Source organism: Spirabiliibacterium pneumoniae (genome assembly GCF_014884995.1).
In the GTDB taxonomy this organism is placed as follows: domain Bacteria; phylum Pseudomonadota; class Gammaproteobacteria; order Enterobacterales; family Pasteurellaceae; genus Spirabiliibacterium; species Spirabiliibacterium pneumoniae.
Window position 1 is genome coordinate 1 of sequence record NZ_JABMII010000004.1, and the last position, 23,264, is coordinate 23,264.

The window sequence follows — 23,264 nt, forward strand, 5'->3', positions numbered from 1 at the left end:
CATCAGTGGGCATGGTTAAGTAACGGTTACGCAAGCATAAAACGCGCTAGCCCTTGCGGTGTGGGTGTGGGTGTTGGCGTGGTTGCTGGGGTTGCTGTTTAACTTTCACCGCTGGTGGTTGTTAGTGTTGTTGGCTTTGCTGTTCCGTTAGGGGTTCCGCTCTGCTTGTTCAATCTTGGCAAGCCTTGCGCGGTGTGGGTTCTTGTTCTTTGGGGTGTTCCGCTTTTGGGCTTTGTGGTTTATTGGTGTCAGTGCTTTTGGGTGGCGGTGTAATGTTTGAATTTCTGCAACGCCTGCAAGTTTAACGCGTGAAACTCTTCAGCCTTTGCGATTAATCGGGGCAATAGATTATCAATTCTCGCGTGTGCGTTAGGCGTAATAATACCTAGCACTAAAAAATAATTTTGATACAAAAAATGCTGTGCATAAATCACAAAATTATCGCTTGTTCGTTTATGGCCGTCTTTGCTACGCCAGTGCTTGGAGAAAAAATCCGCTTGATTGATTGCAATGTGAAATTTAAATAGCTGGCTTGCCGTCGCATTCTGATTATTTTCAAAAGCGCCATAATGCCCTAAAAAGTCCGCGTAAATACCATAGTCATAGAACACCGCTATCGCCTGCGCTATTTGCTCAATAAATAAATGCGATTTTAGGCTATCGTGAACAATTACACGGCTTTGCATAGCTTTTCCCATTGCGCGTTGATGGCTTGCCATTCCCGTGTGGTCATTTGGGTGGCTACGGTTTTATAAACCTGCACGCCCTCTAACCGCTCTTTGATGTTTTGCAAGTGCGCACTAAACGCGGCTCTCTGTGCTGAAAATTGGCGATACTCTGCGAAGTAGTGCGCGTGAATTTCCTGCCCATAGGTTTCCGCCATCATCTGCGCGCAATAATTCAACGCTTGATTAGCCAGTGACAAAATCGCCCGTTGTTGTGCGGTGATGTTATCTTTTTGGGCTTTAATAAAACCATTCAGCTCGGTTAATGTTTGGGTTAAGTGATTAACGCTTCCCATTGCCTGCGCGATAGTATGCGCCTGTGGTGTTAACGTGTTGATCTGCTCAATATTGGCTGATATGTTCGCCAGTAACCGCGCGCTTGTTTGGTTGGCTTTGTTCATAGATTGCCCCCTTTGTGCCTATTCATAGCATATCATAGCGTGTTATTTTGGCGTATTCTAGTATTGATTTTGTTTTTCAGTGTTTACCCTTTGGGTTTTGCATGGTGTCGGATCTGTTCCGTGTGTTGATTTGATTTCAGCAGATAACCGCACTTTGATTTTTTTCTACTTCACTCACTCACAAAAAACCGTTTTCAATGACCAAAATTTTTTTAACTGAGTTTTTGTTTTTTTCTGTATGGTGAAAACTGATTTTTGTGCGCTGGTTTTTGCATGGTTAAAAAATCTCTTTACGGCGTTTTTAAAGCAGTGCATATGGTATATATATATAAAGGAGGTACAAATATGAACTACAGAAAAGCTAAAAAAAGCTGTTTTTGGTTACAAATATGAACTACAAAATGCTATTTTTGATTATTTTTTCTTCTCTTTGGTTACAAATATGAACCACAGTAGTTACAAATATGAACTACAAAAAATCGAAAATTTTTACTTTTTCCAGTCATCGCCCGCGTTATGTGTGGCGTGTTGGCCGCTTGGCTTGGCATTGAGTGCGGTTTGTTCTTGCGCGCTTAACAGTGAGCAATCTAAAACGCCTTCCAGCTCTTCACGCAAAAAGCCAACTTGTGACGCGGTCGCATTCTCTAACGCCTGTAATAATTGATTTAAATCAATCTCACGCGGTGCGCTTAGGCTGTGCAACGGGTCGAAGTCTTGCAAGTCAAAAAGCCGTGGCTTGCTCTGTGCTTGGCGGATACTCACGCATAACACGGTAATCGCGTCCGCTTGGCTGATACTGTGCGCACTGGCTAGTCTTGCCAACACGTCCGCAAGGCGTAAGTATTCTAGCTGCGCGTTTAATCTCAATTTAGGCAAGTTCATAGATTGCCCCCTTTGGGTGAAAAAAAGCCCCTGTGCGCTATGGGATACGCATAGGGGCTAGGCTCTACAAGGTCATAGAAACTTTTTTGCGTGGTGCGATTTGGCCAACAAATAAAAACCGCATTTCAGGGCTTAACATCGCCCGTGCTTGGCTTTCTGTCGGTGCAGTAATTCGGATTTTATAGATATGATTTAGTGTGTCGGTGCGGATAATGCCCGCAAAAATGTAAGTAAACATCGTGATAGCCTCTTGAGTTAATCCAAATCTTGCGCCTACTGTCAAATAGGGGTGGCAAGACGTAACGTGGTTGACAGACTGGTAACTCAAGAAACCAGCAAGCCCGTAGGCTTCCGCCGTTACGCCTCGCCATAATTTGGATATAACAAGGCTTTGCGGATATAAAAATACCGCTTAACGTATAGCGTTAAAAGCGGTCTATCCGCTTGAGTTATTTCAGCCTGTCAAAGCTGTTACAAAATAATCTAATATAATCCGTTATAAACTGCAATACTTTTTTCTGTCGGTGCAGTAATTCGGATTAAGGGTAAGTGTTGAGTATTCGGCGTAACGCCTGCAAAAATGTAAATCATCGTGATAACCTGCCTTAATTTCGGCTATCGCTTGGCTTCTCACGGCTTGGGCGATAGCGTGCAACGGGGTGAGAAACTGGCAAAGACAGGGCAAGACCAGCCAACTATAAAAGTTGCCCGTTACACGCCATCATTGAAACCGCGCTTTGACTTTTTGGCGGCTTGTGTGGGTGCTGCGCATAAAAAAAACACGCTCAAGGCGTGCTATTCTCCGCGCCCGTCTTAAATTTCCAGCTTCTCACGGCTGTGCAATCTTTCTTGATTGCCTTGTTACATTAGCGCATACTTGCGCATAATGCAATAACCTAGATGATTTTATTTTTTACCCTTTACCTAAATCTGAAACAATACTTTTCCCTTGATTAAAATTCTCTTGCTGAAACCATTCAGCTTTCGATTTAAGCGTTTCAAATGGTGAAGCAATACAATCTATCGCCTAAAAGATAAAAACGCCCTAAGGGATTTATATTGCGATTTTTGCCATTGGCACCAGCACCACCACTTTTTAAAGTGCGGTCAATCAAAAAGATTAATTTCACCACCTGCACATTCCTGTACATAATCGCCCCATAACTGCAAGGCTGCGCGCCGTTGCTTAAGGTATTGCGCGCGGTTGTAAACGCCCCTAACGCCTTGAATAGTGTGAGCTAGGCACATCTCTACAACGTCAGGCATTACCTCAGCTTCGTGTAGGTAGGTGCTAGCCATAGCCCGCAAGCCGTGGGCGGTTTGCTTGCCTTTCGTTTCTGGGTGTGTGTTGAAATAGGCGTTTAGCCTGCGCGGAGTATACGCGTGCATTTTTCTTAACAAAAACGGGCTAAACAAAAACGGCTTCGCACTGTTTCGGCGGTCTGCTATCAGTGGCTTTAATTGCTCAATGATTGATTGCGTTTGTGTTGACAGTGGCACCACGTGTGATTTTTCGCCCTTGTTGGCGTGGGTTTTCTTCAGCCTATCCGCTGGGATTGTCCATAGCTGCGCGTCTTCGTCGATTTCTTCCCATAGTGCGCCGCTTGCCTCAGTGGGTCTGCTCATTGTCAGCAGTTGCCAGTAAAACAACGCTTTAAATGCGGGGTCATCGTGTCGGCGGATAACCTCAATCAAGCGCGGTAATTCCTCGTAGTGCAATGTTGCCCTGTTGATTGTTTTGCGTGGTGCGAACGCCTTACTCACTTTTAAGCACGGGTTAAATTCAAGTATGCCAGTATTTACCGCGTGATTTAAAATGCCGTTAATAATCTCTAAGCATTGTTTTAGCGTGGTGATTTTGCCCTGCTCTGCAAGCGGTTTAAACACTTTAACAAGCACCCTTGGCTTGATTTCACTTAGCGGCATAGACCCTAGTTTTTTTAGTGCGTGCTGCTTGATTCTACCGTGGTATCGCTCAAGTGTTCGCGGTGCTATCGTTTGGGCTTTAAAATCTAGCCAGTTGTTAAACGCAACATTAAAAATACTATCACGCTTCGCTTGTTCTGCTCTGCGCTTTCGCTGTTTATGCTCTACTGGATCAATGTCTTTGGCCAACAGTGCGTAACATTCCTCGCGCTGCGCTCTTGCCTGCGCTAGGCTAATCGCTGGGTATTGCCCTAACGAAATTTGCGTGCGCTTACCTGTGTAGGGTTTTGTGTAATCAAGTCGCCAGTGCTTCGCCCCTGTGGGTAATACCGCCAGCGATAAGCCGCGCCCGTCTCTTAGTGTGTAAGCTTTCGCCTTTGGTGCGCTCTTAGCAACTCGTGCGCTTGTAAGTGGTGTTAAAATCTTTGGCATAATGCCCCCTTGCTAACTGTAAAAAATACTGCAAAAACGCTCTGTTATACTGCAAAAAAAAGTAATTTGCTTTACCCGCGTTTGATACGGTATAAGCTACAAATCACTTGCAACATATTGAAAAACAAGGATTAAAAAATACGAAATAATCTCGTTTAATCCGTTATAATTTATTGTAATTTGCTTTCTTCCCAGACCGCACTTTTAATGTGACCATCGGCTGGACGTTGATTAGGAACAATGCGATCTGTAACATCACCATCCCAACCACCTTTAAAAATTTGAAAACTCATATTAACTCCTTAATATTACTCAAAAGCGATACATGCAACTGCAACTTGATCAGGCTGTGTGACATAAGAACCATGCACTTCAGTACCTACTAAATACCAGTCTTGCATACCTTCCCACCATTTGAAGTTATACATATCAGACACAAAACCTGTGGCGTGTTTATCTGCTGCGATAATGTAGTAAATACGTTTACCATTATGAACAGTGCTTAACACTTGGCGATTTGTTTGGTATGGATCGAAGCCAAGAATGGTTTTTGGCAGGTTGCCTTTAACAAGCACGTTGTCTTCACTGCAACAAGTGTTCAATTCAGTGAACAACTTCATTGAGCGGTTTGCAACTAATGTTGGTAAAACCAAAGCGGTATCACCACCAGTTTGCATTGCATTGTTTGCTGACAATACATAGTGCAAATTGAAGAATACACTTTCCAATGCAGCCGCACTTTCTACTGGATCGCGTGGAATAACAATTGGGTTATCAGGCGAACCTAGATTAACCGCACCCATGGCGTTGTTACCAGTATTATCAGCACAGGCCATCATAATCATGTGTGCGAAGTGGCTATCATTCCACGCCATTTCGAGTGAATCGGAAATAGTTTGCTCAATGGTATCAATATAAACGCCATCAAGATCCTCAGCGGACAATCTGCGCAACTGATCAACGGAGACTTTGATTTTGAACTTCTTCAATCCACAAATCTCAGCTTCATCAGTACACAGGTTGATTACATCTGTTTCAGGCTCTTCATTGCCTTGTACCTCTTGGAATAGATCATCGTTGATTGTGTTACGACGAATCCAGGAAATTTTGTTTCCAGCAACAAGATCGCCTTCAAAATCCGCATTAGCCAGCGCAATATTCGGCGCAATAACATCATCAATACGTTTTTCAAATACCTTATGTGAAACCTTAGTTGCAATTAAGTCATCAGGGACAATTTTGCCATGCCCCTGACCCATAATTTGTTTACTCATATTAAATCCTTAATTAACTGTTTTGTTGTTTAAGATAAGCGGCAATAATTTCATTCGCTCGCTTACGTCTAGATGCAACCCCTTTATCCCTAATCGCTTTCATATACTGTTCTTCAGTGATAAGATTTTCTTGCTTCTTAGGCGGTTGCTTTGATGTGTTTTTAACGTTAGGTGTTGTTTTATTTTCAACAACCTTGTTTTTGCCAAGATACTCTGTGATGAGTTTCTTCATAATCTGAATAGCTTCATCGTCTTGATGCTGTGCGCTATCTGCGAACAAAGCTTTTCTAGCTCGATTGCCCATGATGAACTTGTCAAAATCAGGCTCGTTAATCAGCTCAATAAAGCTTGATTCCTCACCTAAATCTTTAAGCTCTTCATCAAGTTTTTGATTGAAGATTGAGTGTCTTTTTTGCTTTTCTTTTTCAGCAAGAATACGCTCAACTTCTTTCTCAACTTCAATATCATCAGCTTTTTTGCTGCCTTTTGACTTTGCTTTTGGCTCTTCATCATCACCCCAATCATAGTCATCTTCAGAATCATCGTCTTGAGATTTGTTTTTAGCTCTCATTTCGGCTTCCAACTTCTCTCTCGCTTTGAATTCTGCAAGGCGCTCTTCAAGCTCTTTTGCTCTTTGTTTCGCTTCGTTTCTTTCACGTTCAACTTGGCTCATCTTTCCTGAAAGGCGTTTGAACTTGCGTTCATAATCGTCTTTAGCAGGTTCAGGATTTGATTCGCTGCCCTCATCTTCTGTGGATTCATCAGGACTCTCATCAGGAAGATTCGCTTGCTGATTCTCTTCGTCATGATTATCGACTTCATTTGATTGCACGTTGTCTGTGATTTCTGTTTCAGTATGATCAGCTCTTTCTTCTTGAGCTTGTGACTCTAACATTTGTTTGCGCTTCTCGTTGATTGCGCGCATTGTTGCACTTGGCATGTTTACTCCTTCTATCGGGCTTAACGCGTGGATAGTTTATAGGTATTAAAAAACCCACCTTTTACAGTGGGCTTCTATGAATTTTTTAAATAATGTATCTGCAAATCTAATTCAGACATAATGCCTTGCCATCGCTTAGTTTCATCAGAATCTCTCAACTCTTTTACGATTTGATAGACTTCTTCTCTTCTAGCTTCTAGCACTTCGATCATAGGTAGCTTTTTATCGCTAGTGTATTTCTCAAAAGTTTTATAGGCATTAGACTTCATCATCGCTTGCAAGCTCCGCATCCGCCAATACGGCGAACATTCTTGCCGTTATCAGGCTTATCACCTTTGCGGACGATAGGGCGGCCATTAGCCTTTGTTCCAGTGCGAACGACTGGACGGCCGCTTGGCTTAACAATAACTCTCATTACTGCTCCTTACTTAGATTAGTTTGTTTTACTGCGCGCGCCAAAATACCAGCCACACTCAATACTGAGATTACTGTTCCATGATATTGCTCAGGAATCAATTTTGAGAACGCTTCCCAATTGTCACTAATAACAGGGAATACTGCTAAAATTGACAACACCCAAACTGACCATGATTGAGCCAGTTGTTTGAATTTGAAAAATTGCATTGATTACCTCCTCTTAATAGATCACGATGCAGGAACAAAATTAAGTAAGCAGTTTTGTACATCTCCTTTGCTGTTTTTCACAAAACCACCTAACAATTTAGGTACGGACTCAAACTTCGATTTTAAATTTTCTTCTGCTAACGTTTCGCCAAAAGAGTGTAGGTAATCATCACCAGAAACCTCTCTATTTACGTTAACAGACGCCCCAGTTTGAATATTAAAAACACCGTAATCAAAAGCACTCTCATTAATCGCACCTTTTGTTTTTTCATAATAACAACGGTGAAATTTGGCTGATACACCTGCACCATTCCATGATTCGGAGATAAATCGTACTTTTGATGCGTCTTCATCAGCATCATGAATAAAACGACAATTAAAAAAGATAGCACTTCCTCTATCGCCGTAAACAAACGAACCAGACCAATAACCTAATCCTTCAGCAGACTCTGATCCATAGAACCGATCTCGCAACCCTTGAATACTAACTGCACCTTTTGTATGAAATTCAATATTTTCAAATTTGATAGTAGAACCAAAGTGTGGCCAAAATGACGGTTTACCATATTTATTATTTACTGTTTTTTCATTTTGAATTACACCCAAAAATAACTTAGCGTGTTTTACACGTTTAGATGAACGACCGTTGTATTGTGGTGCTTGTGGCGTAATCTTCACCTCTTTTTCGACCACAGGATCGCCATAAGTATTTATATGAACATATGCACTATTCGTAATATCTTTAGGACCAGCATAATTATTTTCATCTGATGTCCAAATAAACGTTTCCCCTGCTTTAAGATGCACGTTATAGGACAAATATGAAGGAACCATAGAAAGTGCTTTGCGTAACGTTTTAAATGGCTTACTGCGTGAACCATCACCACTGAAATCTGAGCCTGAAACAGAGCTAACATAAATGTCACGTAATTCTTTAGGCGCAACTGTCCCATAATAAAGCCCATCATTACGCATTTCGATAAGATTACCACCATCTTGCGAGAGCGGAATTAAGCCCTTATCTAGCTTATCTGCAACTTCGTGCATTTTGCGTTCATTGTCATACTGAACTGCTTTCTTACTCATTGTTTAACTCCTTAGATTGTATAAGCTGGGATAACGGTATTGTCACCAACAACAATCCATTTTGTTGGGCGACCCAGCACGACATCGTGGCCACCAATATATGTTGTTGCGATCTCACCATTTTCATTTTCTGTAGGATTTCTCTTCGCTTGTGTACTCAAATCTAACCGCAACGGATTACCGCTTGAACCATCACCAGTAATGCCACCATTAGGTTTGACCGCACTTTGCGCTAAATCGGCGATAGGCGCTTCCAGGTTTTCACCACCACTGACAGTGAATTTGATTGTTTTTGTTTCAGAATCGTAATTCACGCCAGAAAGAAATTTATCTACTGGGATTTCAGATTTAATGCGCTCATACATATCATTCAAGTCTTTACATGTTGTAATGCAAGCGCCTTGAACTACATCTTCACCTGAGTTATCAACACCAAGCTTAATACCTGCACGGCCTTCTTTCACCGCTTTCATATCCGCTTCTTTAGCCACACCATTTTCAAATAGTTTTTTGGCCAACTTATTCAGCGATAACTTAGCTTTTGAATCATCATCGTTAGTGATAATCAGATAGTCATCATCAACATCTACATCTTTAACTTGATCAAGATCGAGATTAATACTCTTTTCAGAACCGTCTTTACGCGTGAATATAAGTTTTCCGCCCTCCACTGCAACATCTTCAAATAATTTATCTGTTGCTGTGTCTAGCGCATCAACTTTATTCTCAACATCTTTGGCTTTGTCTTTGACTTCATCAACTTTGCCAGCTAAATCTTCTTTGACTGCGCCTAAATCAGCACAAGTCGCCAGTGTTGCGCCAGCATTTACGATATTGCCTGAGCAATCTTTACCAAGTACCGCTTCAGCTGTAAGTGCATCAGCAATCACTTTGTCGCATTTACTCATTGCTTTTACTCCTTAATTAAAATAATTTCTTCGCGATTATCACCATGATAAATTGCGCGATACATCCCTTTGCCTTCAATGAACAGTGAATTGTTTTTGTGATTCATCTGCACATCACAACCATCTTCATCTTGCAATGGTGCTGAAGCGATTGCGCCACCTTCAATGATTCCTTTACACACAACATCATAATCACCATCAAACAAGACTCGCTCAAACGTGATGAAGTCACCACAATTTGATTCTGTAACAATGCCATCAACAAACGTATGTTCATCTGCTGTGGCATTAAATAAAGATAATTGCGCTGGAGCTGAAAATGTTGCTGATACAAGGTTTGTTTTACCTTGATCAAATAGAACCTGACTCATTCAACACCTCGCATTTCATTGATTATTTCTTTTGTGACTTTTTCTCTGATTAATACAACGTGAGCTTCTTCTCGATTCTCACCAACAAACTCAAGGATAAAATCACCACTTGCATCAATCACAACTTCAGGCGCTTCCGCTGTGAGTTTTACCTTTCTGCGGCCAACATAATGCGGCTGCTCAAATAGTGTTGGCATTGATAACAAGTGACCGCATGCATCGCGATTCAATGAAGCTGAAGGCTTTAATACACGATTCACATTAACAACATCATTACCTGTTAAACCAAACGCAACTATGCGCGCTGGCGTTTCGCCAATACGAAAAGAACGGCTCGTAGTGTCCGTTCTTCCGTATTCCAAATAAGCATCTTCGCTGCTCACTTCCTGAGTGTTTAATCGTCTGCCTGCCATTGCTCATTTCCCTTAGCTTCACCGTCAGGGATAACATATTTATCCACCAACATTTGTATAACGTGATCATACTGCTGCTTAATTGTTTCAAACTTCGATTCTGTGATCTCAAGATGCCGCTCAACATCTCGTATTCTTGCTTTCAACTGCTCTTCTTTGCTGTCATCAGAACCAAAAAGGCGCGGTAAAGCGCCTGTTGCTGTTGACATCAACCCACCTATGATGATCAAGATGACTTTCTCACTTGTATCAGGCATAGGGATATAAACAAGGAATCCAATCAATCCAACGAGAATCAATAAGAAGATAAAAGCAGCAAATTTTTCAAAGACCACTTCAACTTTGCTTGCCATTTAGTTTTCCTTAATATGGGTCAGTCCAATTAACATGACCTTTCACAGTGATATTGTAGGTTTTGCCATCAACTTGAATTTCAATTGGTAATGTGTAGGGTTCATGCAAATCACCTTCACCCAATACTCCAGTACCACTAACATCGATCTTGTACATACTGTAACCCTTACTCACAGAGACTGTGAATGGCCCTGCTGTTGTGCTGCCTGTTAATACTGCTGTTTCAGCCGCATGATCGCTGCTGGAGTAATCAGATTTATATTCATCTCGTGAAAAAGCGAAGCCTACATCAAACGTTGAACTAACATCTACATTGTCAAACTCCATGCCATCGTACAGTTCTTCCCAACTGCTAATATAAGAGCGCACAGTATTTTCATTGACTTGTTTAATATACGCTTTTGGTTCTTGAGGTAACTCAACCGCACTTTCATCAAATTCATCGATATAACGGATAAAGCCATAAACGGTATCAAATGAACCTTCTAACGGCGTAATCTCGTGTGTGCCAATTGGTAAAAAACGACCACCGTTAATATCAACTGACCCATCAAAACTCACACCACCTGAACCGAGATTGCGATCAACCCAGCGTGCCACATAAGCTGGCTTAGTGAGCGTAATAGTATCTGACTTCAATAAATCACGTAGATTTTTTGGATCAGTCACGCTGTCACTGTGTTCTGGCAATTCATCAATGCCGTTCACTTCACGGCTAAGGGTAACTTTCTCCACTTTCGGCAAACAACACGATGCAAATAATCCATCGTCTTTGCTGGTGAGAATGTTGCCTTTCTCCTTCGAGATAGCTACATTCACTTTTTGCTCATCTTCATTGACATCAAAGCCCACACCTAAATCATCTTTAATAATAATTTGTACTTCTGTCATCGCTTACCACCTTATGAGTTAGTTGAGCTGATATAACCTAGAATTTGAGTGCCAAATGCGTTTGTGATTTTAGTATCAAATACAACAGCTTTATTGAGTTTCGCTTTACCCTCTTCAAAGGTAATTGAGCCATCATCAGCGACCATCAAGTTACCCAACGCTTCGAGATTCACATCTGCTTTCAATGGATCGTCTGTTTTACCAGTACCACTCAAAGTAACTGTTTCTGTTGCTTCAACCGCACTTTCGGCTAATTTACCCAAATCAACGGTAACTGGAGCTTGGCTTTCTGTGCGAGTTAAAGTAAGTGTAGTTGACTCTGGGTCGTATTCAGCCGCTTCAACATTGATGTCTTTTGCGATCTCGGTTAAAGGTACTTCAATATCATCACCACCATTAACAGTGAATACGAGTTTTGGCGTGCCGCCACCGTTTTCAAAACGAACATTAGTGATTGCGGCTAGCTTTTCAGCTAACGTTTTAAGTGCGCCTGATTCATCAAATCCGATAGTTTTGTTATCAACCTTGACATTGATTTTTTGTTCGCTCTGATTAATATCAAAGCCTTTTTTATCGTTTAGGTTTTCGGGTGTAACTACTTTATAATCTGCCATTTTTATTCTCCTTATTTCGGTGCATTAAATGTTTTTTTGAAAATTTCTTTGCCAAAAGCATCTTGCACAATCATTGTGTAAGTTTCGCTTTTATCTGCGGGTAAGCCTGATAACAAAATCGCCTTGAGCGTTTCATTCAGATTTGCCATTTGTTTTGCAACTTCACTATCCGCCTCATCACCACAAGTCTTTACATAGACTGGGCGATCACAACTCGATAGGATTCGCACTTTGTCTGAGTTAGGATTGCATCTGCTTCTACTCATTAATCATCTCCTTTAAAGCGAGAAATAAATTCACTGCTTTCTTGTGTTTTGCGATCTCACCTTTAACTGGAGCAATAATTGTTGGTTCACCCCAAAAGAAAAGGCGGCTACCATTGGTATAACCGCCTTCACTCATGTTTTTAATACCACCGCCCTTGTTCATACGAATCCTTGCAGTGCCTTTTTCAATGGTTTCAACAACGCCATTGCCTAGCGTTAAATGATGAACTTGATCGCCAACTTCGACTAATACGCCATCCATTAGCATTGTTAAGCTCCTGTTGTTAAGCCACCAACACTATTATCCTCACCGATTGTCGGTTCGGGCGTTGCTGGTGCTAGACTTGGTTTTAAACTTTGGCTAAAGGCATTAAGCTCTTTAGCCTGATCAGGATTACCCATTAGCTGTTCAGCTGGTAATCCGCCTGATTTCATTGTTTCAAATAGCAAGTATTGAACAATGTTTTGATTGGTTTGCTGATCCAAGCCTGCCCCTTGAATAAGCTGTGCAATCACTGGTAAGACATCCGTTCTTTCTGCATCAGCAATTTCTTTTTGCATTAATCCAGCCGCACCACGCGCCACAACACGCACATCAGCTTTAATGCTTTCATCTTTGCTCATTAGCATATTCCAGCGCCATAGGTTTTCTATCAGCGGCTGGAGAACGGTCTTATCAATATTTAGGAATGAAGCCTTCACAATGGTGTTGGCTGTATTGGCCAACATCTTCATTCCTCTAAATGTGCTTTCACCGCCAAACTGTTGACTATTTCCACTCAGCAATGCTGGGATGCCACAAATATCATCAGTTAAGCGATAAAACATATTGAATAGGTTTACGATTTCACCTGAGTGAGAATCAAATCTGACTTGATAATATGGTGCGCCAGCTCTTTGACCTGTTACATCAGGATTGAAAGCAATCAATCTATTCTTTTTATTGAGATCAATATCATCAGCGCTTTCAAACTGCGAAGCGTCATAGAAGATAGGCGGAGATACTGTTTTATCTACGTTATCATCAAGTTTTTTAATGTAGTCATTTAATCTGTCTTCCGTCTTGGCCAGCAACATGGCCACACCCAGCCCCCAAAATTTTGAGCCAGCCAGCATATATTGCGCTGAATAATAGGAGCGATTACCTTTCAGGTATTCAATCAATCTAGCGCCTATGCATACGCCAGCAACAACCATTGCTTCAACGTCATAGAATTTGTGCGACTTGATTTTATCGCTGTCAATGTAATCCTTGAGCACATCGCCTTTAACAACGCCTTCATGAATGATTACATCAATATAATCATCATCACCCCACGATGTTTTCTCAGCTGATTCATCAAGCCATTTGAAGTTTTCTTTCGCTTTCTCGTAAGCTTCTTCAATCTTATCTTCTTTAATCCAGTCAATATCCGTACACGCCCACAAATCCTGCTTGCGCATACTGGCTCGTTCAATGAAGTATGTGCCGCTATTAGCATCAGAACTGTCTGCGCTTGGATAGCAGTTGGCAAAAGGAACGTGCCGCCATGTAATGATGGTGTTGGTTGTTTCTGCCAGCTTCTCGCCATTCCACTTGAGCGATTTAACCTGCTTCATTTCCTGCCTGATACACCCTGTGCCATATAGGCTAAAATCTCTGAAGAAGTCCAAATACGCTGTACGCCAATCACCTTCATAAAGCTGATCTTGCATTAGCTTACTGACTTTATCGCAAGCCTCACGCGCAATTAATGCTTGCTTGAACTCAACTGTTTTTCTTTGCTTCTTAGCTTGTTCACGAAGCCATTCACGCGCTTCAGGGATAAGCTTTAATCCACCTTCTTCCATAATTGCATTGAAGTTAGGGATTTGCTCACCTGTAACGGGATCTTGAATAACCACACCACTTTCAATTAATTTCTTCGCGAGTAACTCTTCAACATCCAATTGCACACTTTCTGTTTGCTCTTTGGATAACGAAGGAATAGGTGTAGGAGTAACAACAAAAGGCGCATCAACTGAGTTGATCACCATATCTTGCACTTTAGATGACAAGACTGTTGTCTTAATACGCACAAGATCAAGCTCACCTTCGCAATCGTTATTTGACATATAACGATTGAATATTTCATCGCTCCACTGATCAATGGACTTACCACGATAAAACACTTCTGAACGAGCAGCAGAAGCACTTTCATAGCGATCAAGAATCAGCTGTGTGAGCTTATCTCTCTGCTCTTCCTTCAGCTCAATCTCTTCATTTTTTGTTTTCTTTCTGCTCATTTATATGTACTCACTGTTGTTTTTCGCTTCATCACTGGATAAGCAAACGTTAAAGCAGCCGCATCTGCCAAGTTAGGAGATCTTCTCATTTCCTTTTTGCTCTCCAACACTTCTTGGCCATCGTTATTGATCTTGGATTTAGTCAAGCTTAACTCTGCGGCCAGTGCTGGATTGTTAGGAATATCCCCTTCTTCATCCAGCCAATTGCGCAAGTTGCTGTACATTTCAACACGCTTGTTAGGATAGAACATTGAATTACTTGCCTTTGCCCCAAACGGAACAATTGTTAGCGATAATCTTGATACGCCCCATCCTATCAGCAATTCATAAATCTCTTTTCCACTACCACCCTGATCGATAAAAACGTGATCGGCTTTCGTTTCCATCATGAATTTTCTGATCACATCCGCGCGCTCTTGTACTGTTTCGCGTCTAAATTCAGCAACTCTTGTTATCTTGTTACCTTGTCGCACCACCATTCCAACGCTATCCCCACTTTCACTGCTTGAAGGGTCTACGCCTAGAATGATGATTGAATCAGGGTAAGCTGAAATGTTTCTGTTAATTGCCTTCTGCACAGTTTCAGGTTTGATAAACGCTTCAGCGCTATCTTGCATAAATGCATCAGCTGGCATAGCTGGATATTCCCTTCTGAACTTGGCTTCGCTTTGAGTTGAAAGCTTGCGCCTTCTAAAAGCGAGATTTTCCAAAGTCATTTCAGGGTAAATCTTTAATAATTCTTTTTCTTCTGAGGTTGGTATCAATCCAGTTGCATCAGCAATATTTCTTTCTGATTTATACCAAGCATAGAAGATAGGCATGTATTCACTCTTGCCTTCAATAGCAAGATTCCAAACATCTTCAAAATAAGTTGCTGGAGCGCCTGTGCTTTCTAAAATGATTTCAGTGTTAGGTTTATCACCCACAATTTCAAAAGCGGAGCTGGCCACTTCATCAGCATTACGCCAGTATGCAACTTCAGATGCATGAAATAAGTGCGCCAACGCTGAACGGCCAACACCTTGACCGCCAGCAGTACCAAGTGAATAACTTGAATTGTTTATAGGGAATGTGAGCGATTTAGCACTATCTTCAGCTGTTGTTGGCTTCATCCAAGCTGGCAAATTGTCGTGGAACATCTTCACCATTTTGAATAGGGTATCTGTTGCATCCTGTTTATGTGTAAGGATGTATGTATTAAGCCCATTGCCAAAAATGGTTTTATGAAAAAACCTAGCGCCGATGTATGTACTCATACCTTCTCTTCGTGGTTTAAGTACAATCGCTCTAACTTTCCCAAAATGTGCTAGTTGCTGATTAAGCCGATTATCCAAATCAAGCTGAGTGCTATTCAGTGTTAATGCACCAACACCACCTTCTTCAAGCTTAATGCGTAACAAGTCATGGCAAAATGCGGCCAAGTTGTTTTGATGACTGTAATAGCGCGCTAAGTCCAATGTTTTACTCATTACATCCCCCCTAAACGCTGTCTATGCAATTCATCAATCGCTGAAGTTTCTCCATTATTGTTGTTGATTTGAATAGCTGTATCAGGATTTTTACCTAATATTGTTTCTTTGTTGTTTTTGGTTAAACGGCTATGAGCTTCCACTGCGCCAATCTTCGTATGAAGTTTCAGGTCTTCGTCATAGCGCACTTCGTTAAGCAGCTCATCAGCAATTTGTTGATTGCGTGTGGCTGAGTCAGTAAACATCTTCTCAAGCCGTAACCGCTCTTTTACTTCGTAATCGACTGCGATCAGTTCGGGTTCCGCTAAGGGTTCCGCTAGGGTTTCACACTCTCTCAACTCTTTGAACGCATTAGTCTTTTTACTTATAAGCTGTTCCGCTTTTCCTTTTTGCCACTTTTCTTGTGACGCGCGCCGAGATAATGCAGCTTTGCTTGTTTGATATTTATCAATTAACTGATTGTAACTCATGCCATGAATTTCATAATCCACGCGCACTTGCAGCCATTGCTTTTCTGTCAGTCTTGCCATATCACTCACTTAGTCCGATTACGGGTTGATCGTCATCATCTTCGTCTTGAAGTGATTCCTCATACTTAATCAATCTGTAAACAGTGAAGGCAATTGCTAACATACCGCCAGCGCCAATAGAAAGGCCAAGTGCTGCGACTGGATAAACCACCGCACAAAGTCCTAATGCCACACCTATGATAAATGCCAATAAGATTCTCCACCCTAAACAACAAGGGCAATCAGTACCTGAAGCAAGGAAGCTAGTGAAGTAACCCACCTTGCCCAAAATACTTTGATCATCTACTCCGCATAATTCATAAATGTACTTAATCATTTTATTGCTCTCTTTATGCAGTGATATATTCACCACGCTCAAACATTTTTTTGGTTCTTGCTCTACGTCGTGCAAGTCCTTCAACTGTTCGCTTTGTTTTTGTTCTAGGATCGTATGCTTTCACCCACCAAGTGATTGCTTCAGCGGCTTTAACTACGTTCCCCTTATTAAATTCTCTTAGTGCAGTTGATTTTGAAAAGGCTGTAACGCCAATATTGAAAGCAAGATTTACGAAGGCATCAAATTGATGCTGAGAGATAGGCTGTTTTAAATGGTAGTTAATGCTATTCTCTGCGATCTCTACATCTTGCTTCAAAAGCTCTAACGCTTTTGATTTTGTGATTTGCATACCTTCGTGGATTAATACCCCATCCACCTTTCCAGTATGGCCAACGCCAATAGTCCAAATCCCTGCGCTGTCTTTATATGCTTTTAATCTCAGACCTTCATCATGCATTAAAGCTTGAAGGCCTTTATGACTCATTTTCACGATTTACTTTCCGCCCTTCTTGCGGTTGGTAGATCTGCTAACGACTCTCAAATTATTACGTTTGTTAGTGCCACCCTTAGATAGCGGCTTTTTATGATCAATCTCTTTGCCTTTGATTGCAGATTTTCCAAGCTCATTCTTCATGATGCGTCTTGCTTTGTTGCGCAAAGAACGGTTTTTTATCTGCTGTGGCTTACCATGATAAGTTTTATATTCTCTTTTGTAGTTTCTTGTAGTGCTTGCCATATCACACCAACATTAAACAATTTCATTTTCAATACGCTGTTTAGCTATATTGAAGTAATTTTCATCAAGCTCAATTCCTATGAAGTCACGATTCAATCTTCTGCAAGCAACGCCAGTTGAGCCACTTCCCATTGTGAAATCAAGAACAGTTTCGCCCTCTTTTGTGTACGTTTTAATGAGATATTCAAGTAAGGCAACTGGCTTCTGTGTTGGATGTTGTCTATCATTACCTTTTGAAAAGGTAATAATATTTACAGGGTATCTATATCCATTTGAGCTTCTGCTTCTTCTTGCTTCATGATTACTATATAACTTAGACATAACCTCATTGTTGTTATTTTTTTTCTTATAAGGAGAAAAGCCAGCTCTCATTTGAGGATTATATAAGGGCTGTTTCCTATAAAAGACAACAACATCTTCAGTCTGTCTTAATGGTTGTTTCTTTGAATTTAAAAATCCTACTCCACGCCCCTTATCCCACACCCAGCAATACTTAAAATCTTTAGCATTGCTCATGATTAAGGAGCTTGTGAAAGGTTGTGAACCAAATAGAATAATTGCTGCATTGTCTTTGGTAATGCGTTTTAATTCTTTCCACATAGGCTCAAAAGGAATAACACTATCCCACTTACAGGCGGTTGTGCCATAAGGTGGATCTGTTAAAACAAGATCAATACTGTCACCTGGAATATCTTTCATCAACTCCAAGCAATCACCTTGCATTAATCTCATTCGCAATCACCAAAAACAAAAAAGCCCTGATCGCGAGATCAAGGCCTTAGCTATTATGAAAAAAATCCCAACACCAATATCAGTGCTGGGAGAGAACAATGTTAACCTACCAACAATGGTTAAAAAAAAAGCCCAGCGATTGCTGAGCTTGTTTAGGATGCAACTTCACATCCTGATACTTTTATACCACTTTCAGTCCGTACTGTCAACAATTAAGCGTAAAATACAATTTGTTTTCCATAAAATCTGATAGCCCCTTGCACATAGGCTTCCGCTGAGCTTAATTCATTGAAGTATGTTGTTCTTGAGATATTGAGAAAGGTGCAAATATCGCGATCACTGATTCTGTGGATGTATCTAGCCATGATTAAGTTGAACCACAATTCATTCTCTTCTCTTAGGCTTAGAATGACTTCCTCAACAATCTCAGCAGATTCTTCAGATAGGCGCTCAACATATTCGTGAGATGATGATGCCGACTTATAAAACGGAGAAATTGAAGGATAATCAACGCCCAATCTTGGCGTAGCCCACCTAGCCCATTTGATTAAAATATCCTTTATTGCCGACTGCATCTCAACTCCTTAATCGCCCATCTGATTAACTATAATCTTCCCTTCATAGCCCCATATCTTACTTACGCGGCCATCCCAAATTCTGCAATCATCTTCAAAGATTGAATCCAGCAACGCTTTCTCAAGGTTGTCTTTATCAGGCTTCTGTTGATGCGGCTTCCCATTCATCTCAGCCATCTTTTTCTTGCTCCAGCTCTTAGGCATAGGCAATACGAAGATAACGTGATAACCGCTTTCAGGTAACTGAATACCCCTCAATCTAACTTCATCTTTAAAGGCGCGATAACGCAAAACACTATCACGCTTTTTCCACTTATCAGACCAAGTCATGCGCGGCTTTGGTACTGGATTAATGTTATATTCAGACAATGATGATCTTCCCTTCTTTGAACAACTGAATAATTGTTCTGATTGTTCCGTTAGCGTGATCGAGATCTCTTTGCAGCTTATCAATATCAGTTTTAACGCGGCCATCAATAACATCATGGCAAGCGCTGCAAGCCCACGCACCACACAAATCAACTGGCTTCATTCCAACACCGCACTGGCCTTTAAGTCTGTAATGCGCAAGCACTGTTGTTTCGGGATTGTGATTGCACACTCCAGCAATCCTTACTTGGCAATCTCTCTGCTTGGCTTCTTTTCTTAAATTTGTCTTGGCCATTTATAACCACTCCACCTTAAAAAAATGAATAAAGTTGATTAATAACATCTTCGTCTTTGCAATCCTTGAACACTGTTGCAAGTGCTGCATTAACAAGTGCGCTGTAAAGCTTTTGTCTTTCCGTATCATCAGGGAATTTCTCAAAAGATATGCTTTTGGCTCTTAACTTGAACTTCCCATTGTTTCTAATATCAAAGACCATTTCGCAATGGCCAGCTTGAATCGTCATCCACTCTCTAAACTCATCAAATTGTGCAGACTGGCAACTGTATTTCTTGAATCCATGATCTGCACAATAGTATTCAAAGCAGAATTTAAAGAACGCAAACATCATTCTGTGAAGTTTTGGATTAACCTTTAACTTAATATCAGCTGTGAACATATCCCCTGTTTTGAGCTTGGTTATATCTTCAAGATACATATCATCAGCAACTTCAAACACGCCACCATGCCGCTTGATAAGCTCAATTTTCATTTAGCTCTCCAAGCGAGTTGACCAAACGAATTAATATCAATACTTCTGATTGATTGAGTCATTCCAATATGCTTCGGATTGAATATGGCCAAGTGATTTCCCCTACAAACATCAGTCCATTTTTTGCTTTGCGGATTGAAGAATTTAATGCGGCCACCATGAATGAATCTGATTTCTGTTGCTTTGTTGAAGATACTAGAAAACCATCCTGTGCTTATATCGACTGGAAGCAACATCACAACAAGGCAATTGTGTTTTTCAAATAACTCAATTGCGCGATTCACAAAAGGCTCAGGCTTGCTGTAAGGCGGATTAACCCATACCCTTTCATTCTCTAGTGGATATTCAAGAAAATTCATCTCAGGCGATACGAACCTTGATAATCGTGCGTTATGTGGCATGGCCGCGCCATCAATAGTAAAATTAAATTCCTGATTGATTTTCTCGAAGATAAAATCAGGCGTTTGATATGTATCACGATCAAATTTAGTTTCCATTTTGTGCAAATCCCATTCTCAATTCACGTCTTAAACTTCTCACACGCTTGTTTAACTCTTCAGCTGGCAAGCACTTCTTGCTTTTCTCAGGTAAAGTGATTCGCCTTTCAGGAATCTTTTCGCCTCTCTCAATACGCTTAGCCATCTTTTTGAGTGCTTTGCTAGCCTCTTGCTCTAGCATTTTCGTAGTCCACTGTTGAGAGCGGTTGCGTGAGTACAAGTCAACGATAAGCCAGTATTCAGCATCTGATTTGAATTTGAATAGATGCTGATTACTCATGCCATAACCCATAAAATTTGTAATGCGCTGGATTAATTCATCTTCATCAGGTAAGCCGTAAGCCTTGTAATTCACTTCCTTGCACCAGCCAATAAACTCTTGTACTGTCGGGAAGAAGCGATTGCCTGATTCTTTTGCACGTTCTAGGCCATGTTCAATCTGCGCGGATGTTTTCACGCCTTTGCGCACAAATTCTTTAAGCCATAAAAGTTTTGCATCGTTGTAAACGCCCTTGCTAGGGAATGAATGTTTCCACGCTGGGCAAATCAGTGTTAGCTCGTAGAACAATTTATCCATGCCATCAGCGATTTCTTGTGGTATTTCCACCTCAACTTCATTCGGTGCTTTGTAATCAGGCTGACTTCCAACAAGGCTCATTAAGTAATTACCGTTCATAACTACCCCCGATTTTTATCGTTTTGCCATGACTCCAGCCACCTGATTGCTTAGGATCAAATGAATTTGAAGCTTGCTTGGCGTTATTGATTGCGATGCTTTTGAGATATAACTGATCCCATTTTTCCCTTAACTTTTTAGGCGAAAGGATATTTGATTGCCAAAACGGATCATTGTTAGCCCACGCGAACAATTTACAAATCTCTCTTAGATTTCTGTTATCGCGCTCACGCATTAATCGTATTTCGTTAGCCCAGTTATCGAGGTTGTCAGGCTCTTTGAAATTCGGTTGGATTGATTTGATTTTTTCAAGAATGTATTTTGCAGCCTTGATGTCGTCGTCAGTGAATTTGAATTTTTTATCAGCCGATTTTTTCTCCGACGAAGAGTTTGTTTTTTTAGTAGTGTTTTTATTGTTATTTTGTGTGTGAACTTTTTTCACAGGATCTTGTGAACTTTCTTCACAGGTGCTATGAACTTTTTTCACAGGTGAACTTTCTTCACAGGTGCTATGAACTTTTTTCACAGGTGAACTTTCTTCACTAGTGAACTTTTTACACAGGTTGGCGGAGTAAACGCTTGTATTTCTACTTCCTGATGACTTGACCAGCAAGCCAATCTCAACTAGACGACTACACGCATCAATAACTGCTCGATTACTTAACCCTGTCACTTCCATGAATTGACTGATAGAAATAGCGTCAGACTCCTTTTGCCAGCCCTTTGTTTTACGAATTGTGACTAAGTAACATTTAAGCTCTGCCCCACTCAATTCAGATAGTAATTCATCAACTAACGAATTAGGTATCTGAAAGGAGTTAGGAATAAATCTATCGTTGCTCATTATGCCACCACCGCTAATTTATCTTGAGTAAATGACCTATTCCAAGTAACCTTCATAGGAAGCTTGCCGCCGAGATACATATCAAATAATTTTGAAGCGCCTTTGGCTAGCAAGATAGGTTTATAACAAACGCGCTTTTCTTCCTTGCCATGCATATCTATTGAATCTATCTGCTCGCTCAGGAATCTATCCCTTGCTTTAGAAGTAACACGCCAGTTGCCACGCTGATCCTTATAAAACCAGCCAATGTTGAATAGGTATGAATTGATTTGTTGTGAGTTGACTCCATTGAGTGTTTTGGCAAATGCCGGAACAGTCATACCGCTCACAAAATAGTTTTTGTATGACTGGATTTGCATATCTTTATGCTTGTTCTCAATGGCCAGTTGTTGTTTTTCTTTTTCGCTCTCCACCAGTTTTTCAAGCGCTTCAAGATAGTTTTGTGGTAACGCCAATTGATTAGCGCTTCTCTCAAGCTCTTGCCAGCGATCAACTAATCTTGCTGTAAATTCAGGGCAAAGCTGAGCCACAACAACATAAGTATCTCGCTTAATTAACTGATACTCAGATACCTTTTGACCCAAGTGATTTTTAACTTCCACCAATGGTGTAAGTTGAATCAATCCCTTGTCTTGCAAGCGTTCAACAGTTCTTTTCACAGAATCGTGACGCGCATCAACTAACTCAGCAATCTCGCGACTGCTCATTGTTAACTCACTCTTGCAATTTCTCATCAATTCGTTCACAATTAACCTCGTTTTTAGTTGATTAAAAATAAGTCTATTGGCCACTGCTCCCAACAGTGGCTTTTTATTTGTCTAAATATTTTTGTCTTAGACGTTCAGCAAAGCCCTCACTTGCTAAAAGCAAAAGCTCCAATTCTTTTTTATCAATTGCGATTTGCGTTTCCGTGTCATACACACCGCACTTTGTCGCGGCGATCAAGTTAAACGTCTGCACCGTTTGATTGTTGCCCACCAAGCGGCTCACCGTGGACGGATCGCAATCCATCGCCTGCGCCACTTCGCATTGTTTCATTTGGTAGTATTTCGTCATTACAAGATCAGAATGTGACCTTGCAGATCGTGTTAATTCATTGCGTGCCATTGCGGATATCTCTTATTAAATTATTTTGTAGATAACTCAGGCCAGCGAGCTTCCCAATCAGGGATTAAATCTTGTCGGGTCACACAATTCTTTGACTGCTGTTCGATAAGCACACATAGCTCAGTACCAAGACGAGTATTTTGTGAAATGGCCTTACGCAAGTAATTGATCGTGGTATTGCAACGAAGAGCAAACTCAGCTTGCTCCTGTCTTGATAATGCATTTAGGTATTGTCTTAACTTGTCCATACATGACCTTTTTTACTATTAAA

At 41.0% G+C, this 23,264-nt stretch carries 37 protein-coding genes; 1 reads left to right on the plus strand and 36 read right to left on the minus strand.

The genetic code is table 11. The annotated features are described in order from the left end of the window. Positions 1-248 precede the first annotated feature (248 nt). The 4 genes from HPC38_RS02225 to HPC38_RS02240 form a co-directional block, all read right to left on the minus strand. Entirely contained in the window at positions 249-686 is a 438-nt protein-coding gene (locus tag HPC38_RS02225) for a type II toxin-antitoxin system YafO family toxin (RefSeq protein ID WP_208119663.1), read from the minus strand. After that, complete coding sequence (locus HPC38_RS02230) at positions 671-1,126, minus strand: hypothetical protein (RefSeq protein ID WP_208119664.1); 456 nt, start codon at positions 1,124-1,126, stop codon at positions 671-673. Before HPC38_RS02230 ends, HPC38_RS02225 begins: the two co-directional genes overlap by 16 nt. A gap of 489 nt (positions 1,127-1,615) precedes the next feature. Beyond that, positions 1,616-2,008 (minus strand): hypothetical protein, encoded by a 393-nt coding sequence (locus tag HPC38_RS02235; RefSeq protein ID WP_208119665.1) that lies wholly within the window; start codon positions 2,006-2,008, stop codon positions 1,616-1,618. Positions 2,009-2,072: 64 nt separating this feature from the next. Then, a complete protein-coding gene (locus HPC38_RS02240; protein ID WP_208119666.1) occupies positions 2,073-2,246 on the minus strand; it encodes a host cell division inhibitor Icd-like protein in 174 nt (57 codons plus the stop codon). Positions 2,247-2,600: 354 nt separating this feature from the next. On the opposite strand from HPC38_RS02240, the gene HPC38_RS02245 reads away from it, so the two are divergent. Continuing rightward, positions 2,601-2,825, plus strand: a complete 225-nt coding sequence (locus tag HPC38_RS02245) for a hypothetical protein (RefSeq protein WP_208119667.1) — start codon at positions 2,601-2,603, stop codon at positions 2,823-2,825. A gap of 290 nt (positions 2,826-3,115) precedes the next feature. Here the strand turns inward: HPC38_RS02245 and HPC38_RS02250 are convergent, their stop codons facing one another. The 32 genes from HPC38_RS02250 to HPC38_RS02400 form a co-directional block, all read right to left on the minus strand. Next, on the minus strand, positions 3,116-4,366 hold the full coding sequence (locus tag HPC38_RS02250; RefSeq protein ID WP_208119668.1) for a tyrosine-type recombinase/integrase: 1,251 nt from the start codon (positions 4,364-4,366) through the stop codon (positions 3,116-3,118). 170 nt (positions 4,367-4,536) lie between these two features. Further along, entirely contained in the window at positions 4,537-4,659 is a 123-nt protein-coding gene (locus tag HPC38_RS10525; RefSeq protein WP_268932815.1) for a hypothetical protein, read from the minus strand. 15 nt (positions 4,660-4,674) lie between these two features. Then, the gene (locus tag HPC38_RS02255; RefSeq protein ID WP_208119669.1) at positions 4,675-5,640 is read right to left on the minus strand and encodes a hypothetical protein; all 966 of its coding nucleotides are present in this window, start codon (positions 5,638-5,640) and stop codon (positions 4,675-4,677) included. Between the two features lie 13 nt (positions 5,641-5,653). Continuing rightward, on the minus strand, positions 5,654-6,580 hold the full coding sequence (locus HPC38_RS02260) for a hypothetical protein (protein ID WP_208119670.1): 927 nt from the start codon (positions 6,578-6,580) through the stop codon (positions 5,654-5,656). Positions 6,581-6,654: 74 nt separating this feature from the next. Then, on the minus strand, positions 6,655-6,852 hold the full coding sequence (locus HPC38_RS02265; RefSeq protein ID WP_208119671.1) for a hypothetical protein: 198 nt from the start codon (positions 6,850-6,852) through the stop codon (positions 6,655-6,657). A 142-nt stretch (positions 6,853-6,994) separates the two neighbouring features. After that, the gene (locus tag HPC38_RS02270; protein ID WP_208119672.1) at positions 6,995-7,204 is read right to left on the minus strand and encodes a DUF7940 domain-containing protein; all 210 of its coding nucleotides are present in this window, start codon (positions 7,202-7,204) and stop codon (positions 6,995-6,997) included. Positions 7,205-7,225: 21 nt separating this feature from the next. Beyond that, entirely contained in the window at positions 7,226-8,290 is a 1,065-nt protein-coding gene (locus HPC38_RS02275; protein ID WP_208119673.1) for a hypothetical protein, read from the minus strand. An 11-nt stretch (positions 8,291-8,301) separates the two neighbouring features. After that, positions 8,302-9,198 carry a hypothetical protein gene (locus HPC38_RS02280; RefSeq protein ID WP_208119674.1) on the minus strand — a complete coding sequence of 299 codons (897 nt, stop codon included), beginning with the start codon at positions 9,196-9,198 and terminating at the stop codon, positions 8,302-8,304. 5 nt (positions 9,199-9,203) lie between these two features. Beyond that, entirely contained in the window at positions 9,204-9,569 is a 366-nt protein-coding gene (locus HPC38_RS02285; RefSeq protein ID WP_208119675.1) for a hypothetical protein, read from the minus strand. Further along, on the minus strand, positions 9,566-9,982 hold the full coding sequence (locus HPC38_RS02290; protein ID WP_208119676.1) for a hypothetical protein: 417 nt from the start codon (positions 9,980-9,982) through the stop codon (positions 9,566-9,568). Before HPC38_RS02290 ends, HPC38_RS02285 begins: the two co-directional genes overlap by 4 nt. Continuing rightward, positions 9,964-10,335 (minus strand): hypothetical protein, encoded by a 372-nt coding sequence (locus HPC38_RS02295; protein WP_208119677.1) that lies wholly within the window; start codon positions 10,333-10,335, stop codon positions 9,964-9,966. Before HPC38_RS02295 ends, HPC38_RS02290 begins: the two co-directional genes overlap by 19 nt. A 10-nt stretch (positions 10,336-10,345) precedes the next feature. Continuing rightward, complete coding sequence (locus HPC38_RS02300; RefSeq protein WP_208119678.1) at positions 10,346-11,227, minus strand: hypothetical protein; 882 nt, start codon at positions 11,225-11,227, stop codon at positions 10,346-10,348. 11 nt (positions 11,228-11,238) lie between these two features. Further along, positions 11,239-11,841, minus strand: coding sequence for a hypothetical protein (locus HPC38_RS02305; protein ID WP_208119679.1), 603 nt, complete (start codon positions 11,839-11,841; stop codon positions 11,239-11,241). A gap of 11 nt (positions 11,842-11,852) precedes the next feature. Further along, positions 11,853-12,107, minus strand: a complete 255-nt coding sequence (locus HPC38_RS02310; protein WP_208119680.1) for a hypothetical protein — start codon at positions 12,105-12,107, stop codon at positions 11,853-11,855. After that, positions 12,100-12,369 carry a hypothetical protein gene (locus HPC38_RS02315; protein WP_208119681.1) on the minus strand — a complete coding sequence of 90 codons (270 nt, stop codon included), beginning with the start codon at positions 12,367-12,369 and terminating at the stop codon, positions 12,100-12,102. The genes HPC38_RS02310 and HPC38_RS02315 overlap by 8 nt, the downstream gene beginning before the upstream one ends. Positions 12,370-12,377: 8 nt before the next feature. Then, a complete protein-coding gene (locus HPC38_RS02320; RefSeq protein ID WP_208119682.1) occupies positions 12,378-14,372 on the minus strand; it encodes a hypothetical protein in 1,995 nt (664 codons plus the stop codon). Continuing rightward, positions 14,369-15,841, minus strand: coding sequence for a hypothetical protein (locus HPC38_RS02325; protein ID WP_208119683.1), 1,473 nt, complete (start codon positions 15,839-15,841; stop codon positions 14,369-14,371). The genes HPC38_RS02320 and HPC38_RS02325 overlap by 4 nt, the downstream gene beginning before the upstream one ends. Then, the gene (locus HPC38_RS02330; protein ID WP_208119684.1) at positions 15,841-16,371 is read right to left on the minus strand and encodes a hypothetical protein; all 531 of its coding nucleotides are present in this window, start codon (positions 16,369-16,371) and stop codon (positions 15,841-15,843) included. Before HPC38_RS02330 ends, HPC38_RS02325 begins: the two co-directional genes overlap by 1 nt. A gap of 1 nt (position 16,372) precedes the next feature. Further along, positions 16,373-16,687: a hypothetical protein gene (locus tag HPC38_RS02335; RefSeq protein ID WP_208119685.1), complete on the minus strand. Its 315-nt coding sequence runs from the start codon at positions 16,685-16,687 to the stop codon at positions 16,373-16,375. Between the two features lie 13 nt (positions 16,688-16,700). Then, positions 16,701-17,171: a lysozyme gene (locus tag HPC38_RS02340; protein WP_235977610.1), complete on the minus strand. Its 471-nt coding sequence runs from the start codon at positions 17,169-17,171 to the stop codon at positions 16,701-16,703. Positions 17,172-17,180: 9 nt separating this feature from the next. Then, a complete protein-coding gene (locus HPC38_RS02345; RefSeq protein ID WP_208119687.1) occupies positions 17,181-17,423 on the minus strand; it encodes an HNH endonuclease signature motif containing protein in 243 nt (80 codons plus the stop codon). Between the two features lie 12 nt (positions 17,424-17,435). Continuing rightward, entirely contained in the window at positions 17,436-18,122 is a 687-nt protein-coding gene (locus tag HPC38_RS02350; protein ID WP_208119688.1) for a DNA-methyltransferase, read from the minus strand. 245 nt (positions 18,123-18,367) lie between these two features. Next, positions 18,368-18,730, minus strand: a complete 363-nt coding sequence (locus tag HPC38_RS02355; protein ID WP_208119689.1) for an antiterminator Q family protein — start codon at positions 18,728-18,730, stop codon at positions 18,368-18,370. A 9-nt stretch (positions 18,731-18,739) separates the two neighbouring features. Next, positions 18,740-19,099, minus strand: a complete 360-nt coding sequence (locus tag HPC38_RS02360) for a RusA family crossover junction endodeoxyribonuclease (protein WP_208119690.1) — start codon at positions 19,097-19,099, stop codon at positions 18,740-18,742. Further along, complete coding sequence (locus HPC38_RS02365) at positions 19,092-19,394, minus strand: DUF1364 domain-containing protein (RefSeq protein WP_208119691.1); 303 nt, start codon at positions 19,392-19,394, stop codon at positions 19,092-19,094. The genes HPC38_RS02360 and HPC38_RS02365 overlap by 8 nt, the downstream gene beginning before the upstream one ends. A 16-nt stretch (positions 19,395-19,410) precedes the next feature. Then, entirely contained in the window at positions 19,411-19,869 is a 459-nt protein-coding gene (locus HPC38_RS02370; protein ID WP_208119692.1) for a DUF1367 family protein, read from the minus strand. Continuing rightward, positions 19,866-20,366 carry a DNA N-6-adenine-methyltransferase gene (locus HPC38_RS02375; protein WP_208119693.1) on the minus strand — a complete coding sequence of 167 codons (501 nt, stop codon included), beginning with the start codon at positions 20,364-20,366 and terminating at the stop codon, positions 19,866-19,868. Before HPC38_RS02375 ends, HPC38_RS02370 begins: the two co-directional genes overlap by 4 nt. Next, positions 20,356-21,042, minus strand: coding sequence for a replication protein P (locus tag HPC38_RS02380; RefSeq protein WP_208119694.1), 687 nt, complete (start codon positions 21,040-21,042; stop codon positions 20,356-20,358). The genes HPC38_RS02375 and HPC38_RS02380 overlap by 11 nt, the downstream gene beginning before the upstream one ends. Beyond that, entirely contained in the window at positions 21,032-21,886 is an 855-nt protein-coding gene (locus HPC38_RS10420; protein WP_235977589.1) for a replication protein, read from the minus strand. Before HPC38_RS10420 ends, HPC38_RS02380 begins: the two co-directional genes overlap by 11 nt. Next, positions 21,886-22,593, minus strand: a complete 708-nt coding sequence (locus HPC38_RS02390) for a Rha family transcriptional regulator (RefSeq protein ID WP_235977591.1) — start codon at positions 22,591-22,593, stop codon at positions 21,886-21,888. Before HPC38_RS02390 ends, HPC38_RS10420 begins: the two co-directional genes overlap by 1 nt. Positions 22,594-22,696: 103 nt before the next feature. Next, entirely contained in the window at positions 22,697-22,924 is a 228-nt protein-coding gene (locus tag HPC38_RS02395) for a hypothetical protein (protein WP_235977593.1), read from the minus strand. Between the two features lie 89 nt (positions 22,925-23,013). Next, positions 23,014-23,241: a helix-turn-helix domain-containing protein gene (locus tag HPC38_RS02400; RefSeq protein WP_208119696.1), complete on the minus strand. Its 228-nt coding sequence runs from the start codon at positions 23,239-23,241 to the stop codon at positions 23,014-23,016. Positions 23,242-23,264: the final 23 nt, after the last annotated feature.

Excerpts from the sequence above, each read along its gene's own strand:
- HPC38_RS02260 (WP_208119670.1), bottom strand. The coding sequence starts at position 6,580 with ATGCCAAGTGCAACAATGCGCGCAATCAACGAGAAGCGCAAACAAATG.
- HPC38_RS02400 (WP_208119696.1), bottom strand. The coding sequence starts at position 23,241 with ATGGACAAGTTAAGACAATACCTAAATGCATTATCAAGACAGGAGCAA.
- HPC38_RS02350 (WP_208119688.1), bottom strand. The coding sequence starts at position 18,122 with ATGAAAGATATTCCAGGTGACAGTATTGATCTTGTTTTAACAGATCCA.
- HPC38_RS02250 (WP_208119668.1), bottom strand. The coding sequence starts at position 4,366 with ATGCCAAAGATTTTAACACCACTTACAAGCGCACGAGTTGCTAAGAGC.
- HPC38_RS02285 (WP_208119675.1), bottom strand. The coding sequence starts at position 9,569 with ATGAGTCAGGTTCTATTTGATCAAGGTAAAACAAACCTTGTATCAGCA.
- HPC38_RS02345 (WP_208119687.1), bottom strand. The coding sequence starts at position 17,423 with ATGGCAAGCACTACAAGAAACTACAAAAGAGAATATAAAACTTATCAT.
- HPC38_RS02265 (WP_208119671.1), bottom strand. The coding sequence starts at position 6,852 with ATGATGAAGTCTAATGCCTATAAAACTTTTGAGAAATACACTAGCGAT.
- HPC38_RS02270 (WP_208119672.1), bottom strand. The coding sequence starts at position 7,204 with ATGCAATTTTTCAAATTCAAACAACTGGCTCAATCATGGTCAGTTTGG.
- HPC38_RS02335 (WP_208119685.1), bottom strand. The coding sequence starts at position 16,687 with ATGATTAAGTACATTTATGAATTATGCGGAGTAGATGATCAAAGTATT.
- HPC38_RS02300 (WP_208119678.1), bottom strand. The coding sequence starts at position 11,227 with ATGACAGAAGTACAAATTATTATTAAAGATGATTTAGGTGTGGGCTTT.
- HPC38_RS02290 (WP_208119676.1), bottom strand. The coding sequence starts at position 9,982 with ATGGCAGGCAGACGATTAAACACTCAGGAAGTGAGCAGCGAAGATGCT.
- HPC38_RS02305 (WP_208119679.1), bottom strand. The coding sequence starts at position 11,841 with ATGGCAGATTATAAAGTAGTTACACCCGAAAACCTAAACGATAAAAAA.
- HPC38_RS02320 (WP_208119682.1), bottom strand. The coding sequence starts at position 14,372 with ATGAGCAGAAAGAAAACAAAAAATGAAGAGATTGAGCTGAAGGAAGAG.
- HPC38_RS02310 (WP_208119680.1), bottom strand. The coding sequence starts at position 12,107 with ATGAGTAGAAGCAGATGCAATCCTAACTCAGACAAAGTGCGAATCCTA.
- HPC38_RS02395 (WP_235977593.1), bottom strand. The coding sequence starts at position 22,924 with ATGAAACAATGCGAAGTGGCGCAGGCGATGGATTGCGATCCGTCCACG.
- HPC38_RS02230 (WP_208119664.1), bottom strand. The coding sequence starts at position 1,126 with ATGAACAAAGCCAACCAAACAAGCGCGCGGTTACTGGCGAACATATCA.
- HPC38_RS02235 (WP_208119665.1), bottom strand. The coding sequence starts at position 2,008 with ATGAACTTGCCTAAATTGAGATTAAACGCGCAGCTAGAATACTTACGC.
- HPC38_RS02370 (WP_208119692.1), bottom strand. The coding sequence starts at position 19,869 with ATGAAAATTGAGCTTATCAAGCGGCATGGTGGCGTGTTTGAAGTTGCT.
- HPC38_RS02355 (WP_208119689.1), bottom strand. The coding sequence starts at position 18,730 with ATGCAGTCGGCAATAAAGGATATTTTAATCAAATGGGCTAGGTGGGCT.
- HPC38_RS02315 (WP_208119681.1), bottom strand. The coding sequence starts at position 12,369 with ATGGATGGCGTATTAGTCGAAGTTGGCGATCAAGTTCATCATTTAACG.
- HPC38_RS02280 (WP_208119674.1), bottom strand. The coding sequence starts at position 9,198 with ATGAGTAAATGCGACAAAGTGATTGCTGATGCACTTACAGCTGAAGCG.
- HPC38_RS02240 (WP_208119666.1), bottom strand. The coding sequence starts at position 2,246 with ATGTTTACTTACATTTTTGCGGGCATTATCCGCACCGACACACTAAAT.
- HPC38_RS02340 (WP_235977610.1), bottom strand. The coding sequence starts at position 17,171 with ATGAGTCATAAAGGCCTTCAAGCTTTAATGCATGATGAAGGTCTGAGA.
- HPC38_RS02365 (WP_208119691.1), bottom strand. The coding sequence starts at position 19,394 with ATGGCCAAGACAAATTTAAGAAAAGAAGCCAAGCAGAGAGATTGCCAA.
- HPC38_RS02255 (WP_208119669.1), bottom strand. The coding sequence starts at position 5,640 with ATGAGTAAACAAATTATGGGTCAGGGGCATGGCAAAATTGTCCCTGAT.
- HPC38_RS02390 (WP_235977591.1), bottom strand. The coding sequence starts at position 22,593 with ATGAGCAGTCGCGAGATTGCTGAGTTAGTTGATGCGCGTCACGATTCT.
- HPC38_RS02325 (WP_208119683.1), bottom strand. The coding sequence starts at position 15,841 with ATGAGTAAAACATTGGACTTAGCGCGCTATTACAGTCATCAAAACAAC.
- HPC38_RS02295 (WP_208119677.1), bottom strand. The coding sequence starts at position 10,335 with ATGGCAAGCAAAGTTGAAGTGGTCTTTGAAAAATTTGCTGCTTTTATC.
- HPC38_RS02375 (WP_208119693.1), bottom strand. The coding sequence starts at position 20,366 with ATGGAAACTAAATTTGATCGTGATACATATCAAACGCCTGATTTTATC.
- HPC38_RS02225 (WP_208119663.1), bottom strand. The coding sequence starts at position 686 with ATGCAAAGCCGTGTAATTGTTCACGATAGCCTAAAATCGCATTTATTT.
- HPC38_RS02380 (WP_208119694.1), bottom strand. The coding sequence starts at position 21,042 with ATGAACGGTAATTACTTAATGAGCCTTGTTGGAAGTCAGCCTGATTAC.
- HPC38_RS10525 (WP_268932815.1), bottom strand. The coding sequence starts at position 4,659 with ATGAGTTTTCAAATTTTTAAAGGTGGTTGGGATGGTGATGTTACAGAT.
- HPC38_RS02275 (WP_208119673.1), bottom strand. The coding sequence starts at position 8,290 with ATGAGTAAGAAAGCAGTTCAGTATGACAATGAACGCAAAATGCACGAA.
- HPC38_RS10420 (WP_235977589.1), bottom strand. The coding sequence starts at position 21,886 with ATGAGCAACGATAGATTTATTCCTAACTCCTTTCAGATACCTAATTCG.
- HPC38_RS02330 (WP_208119684.1), bottom strand. The coding sequence starts at position 16,371 with ATGGCAAGACTGACAGAAAAGCAATGGCTGCAAGTGCGCGTGGATTAT.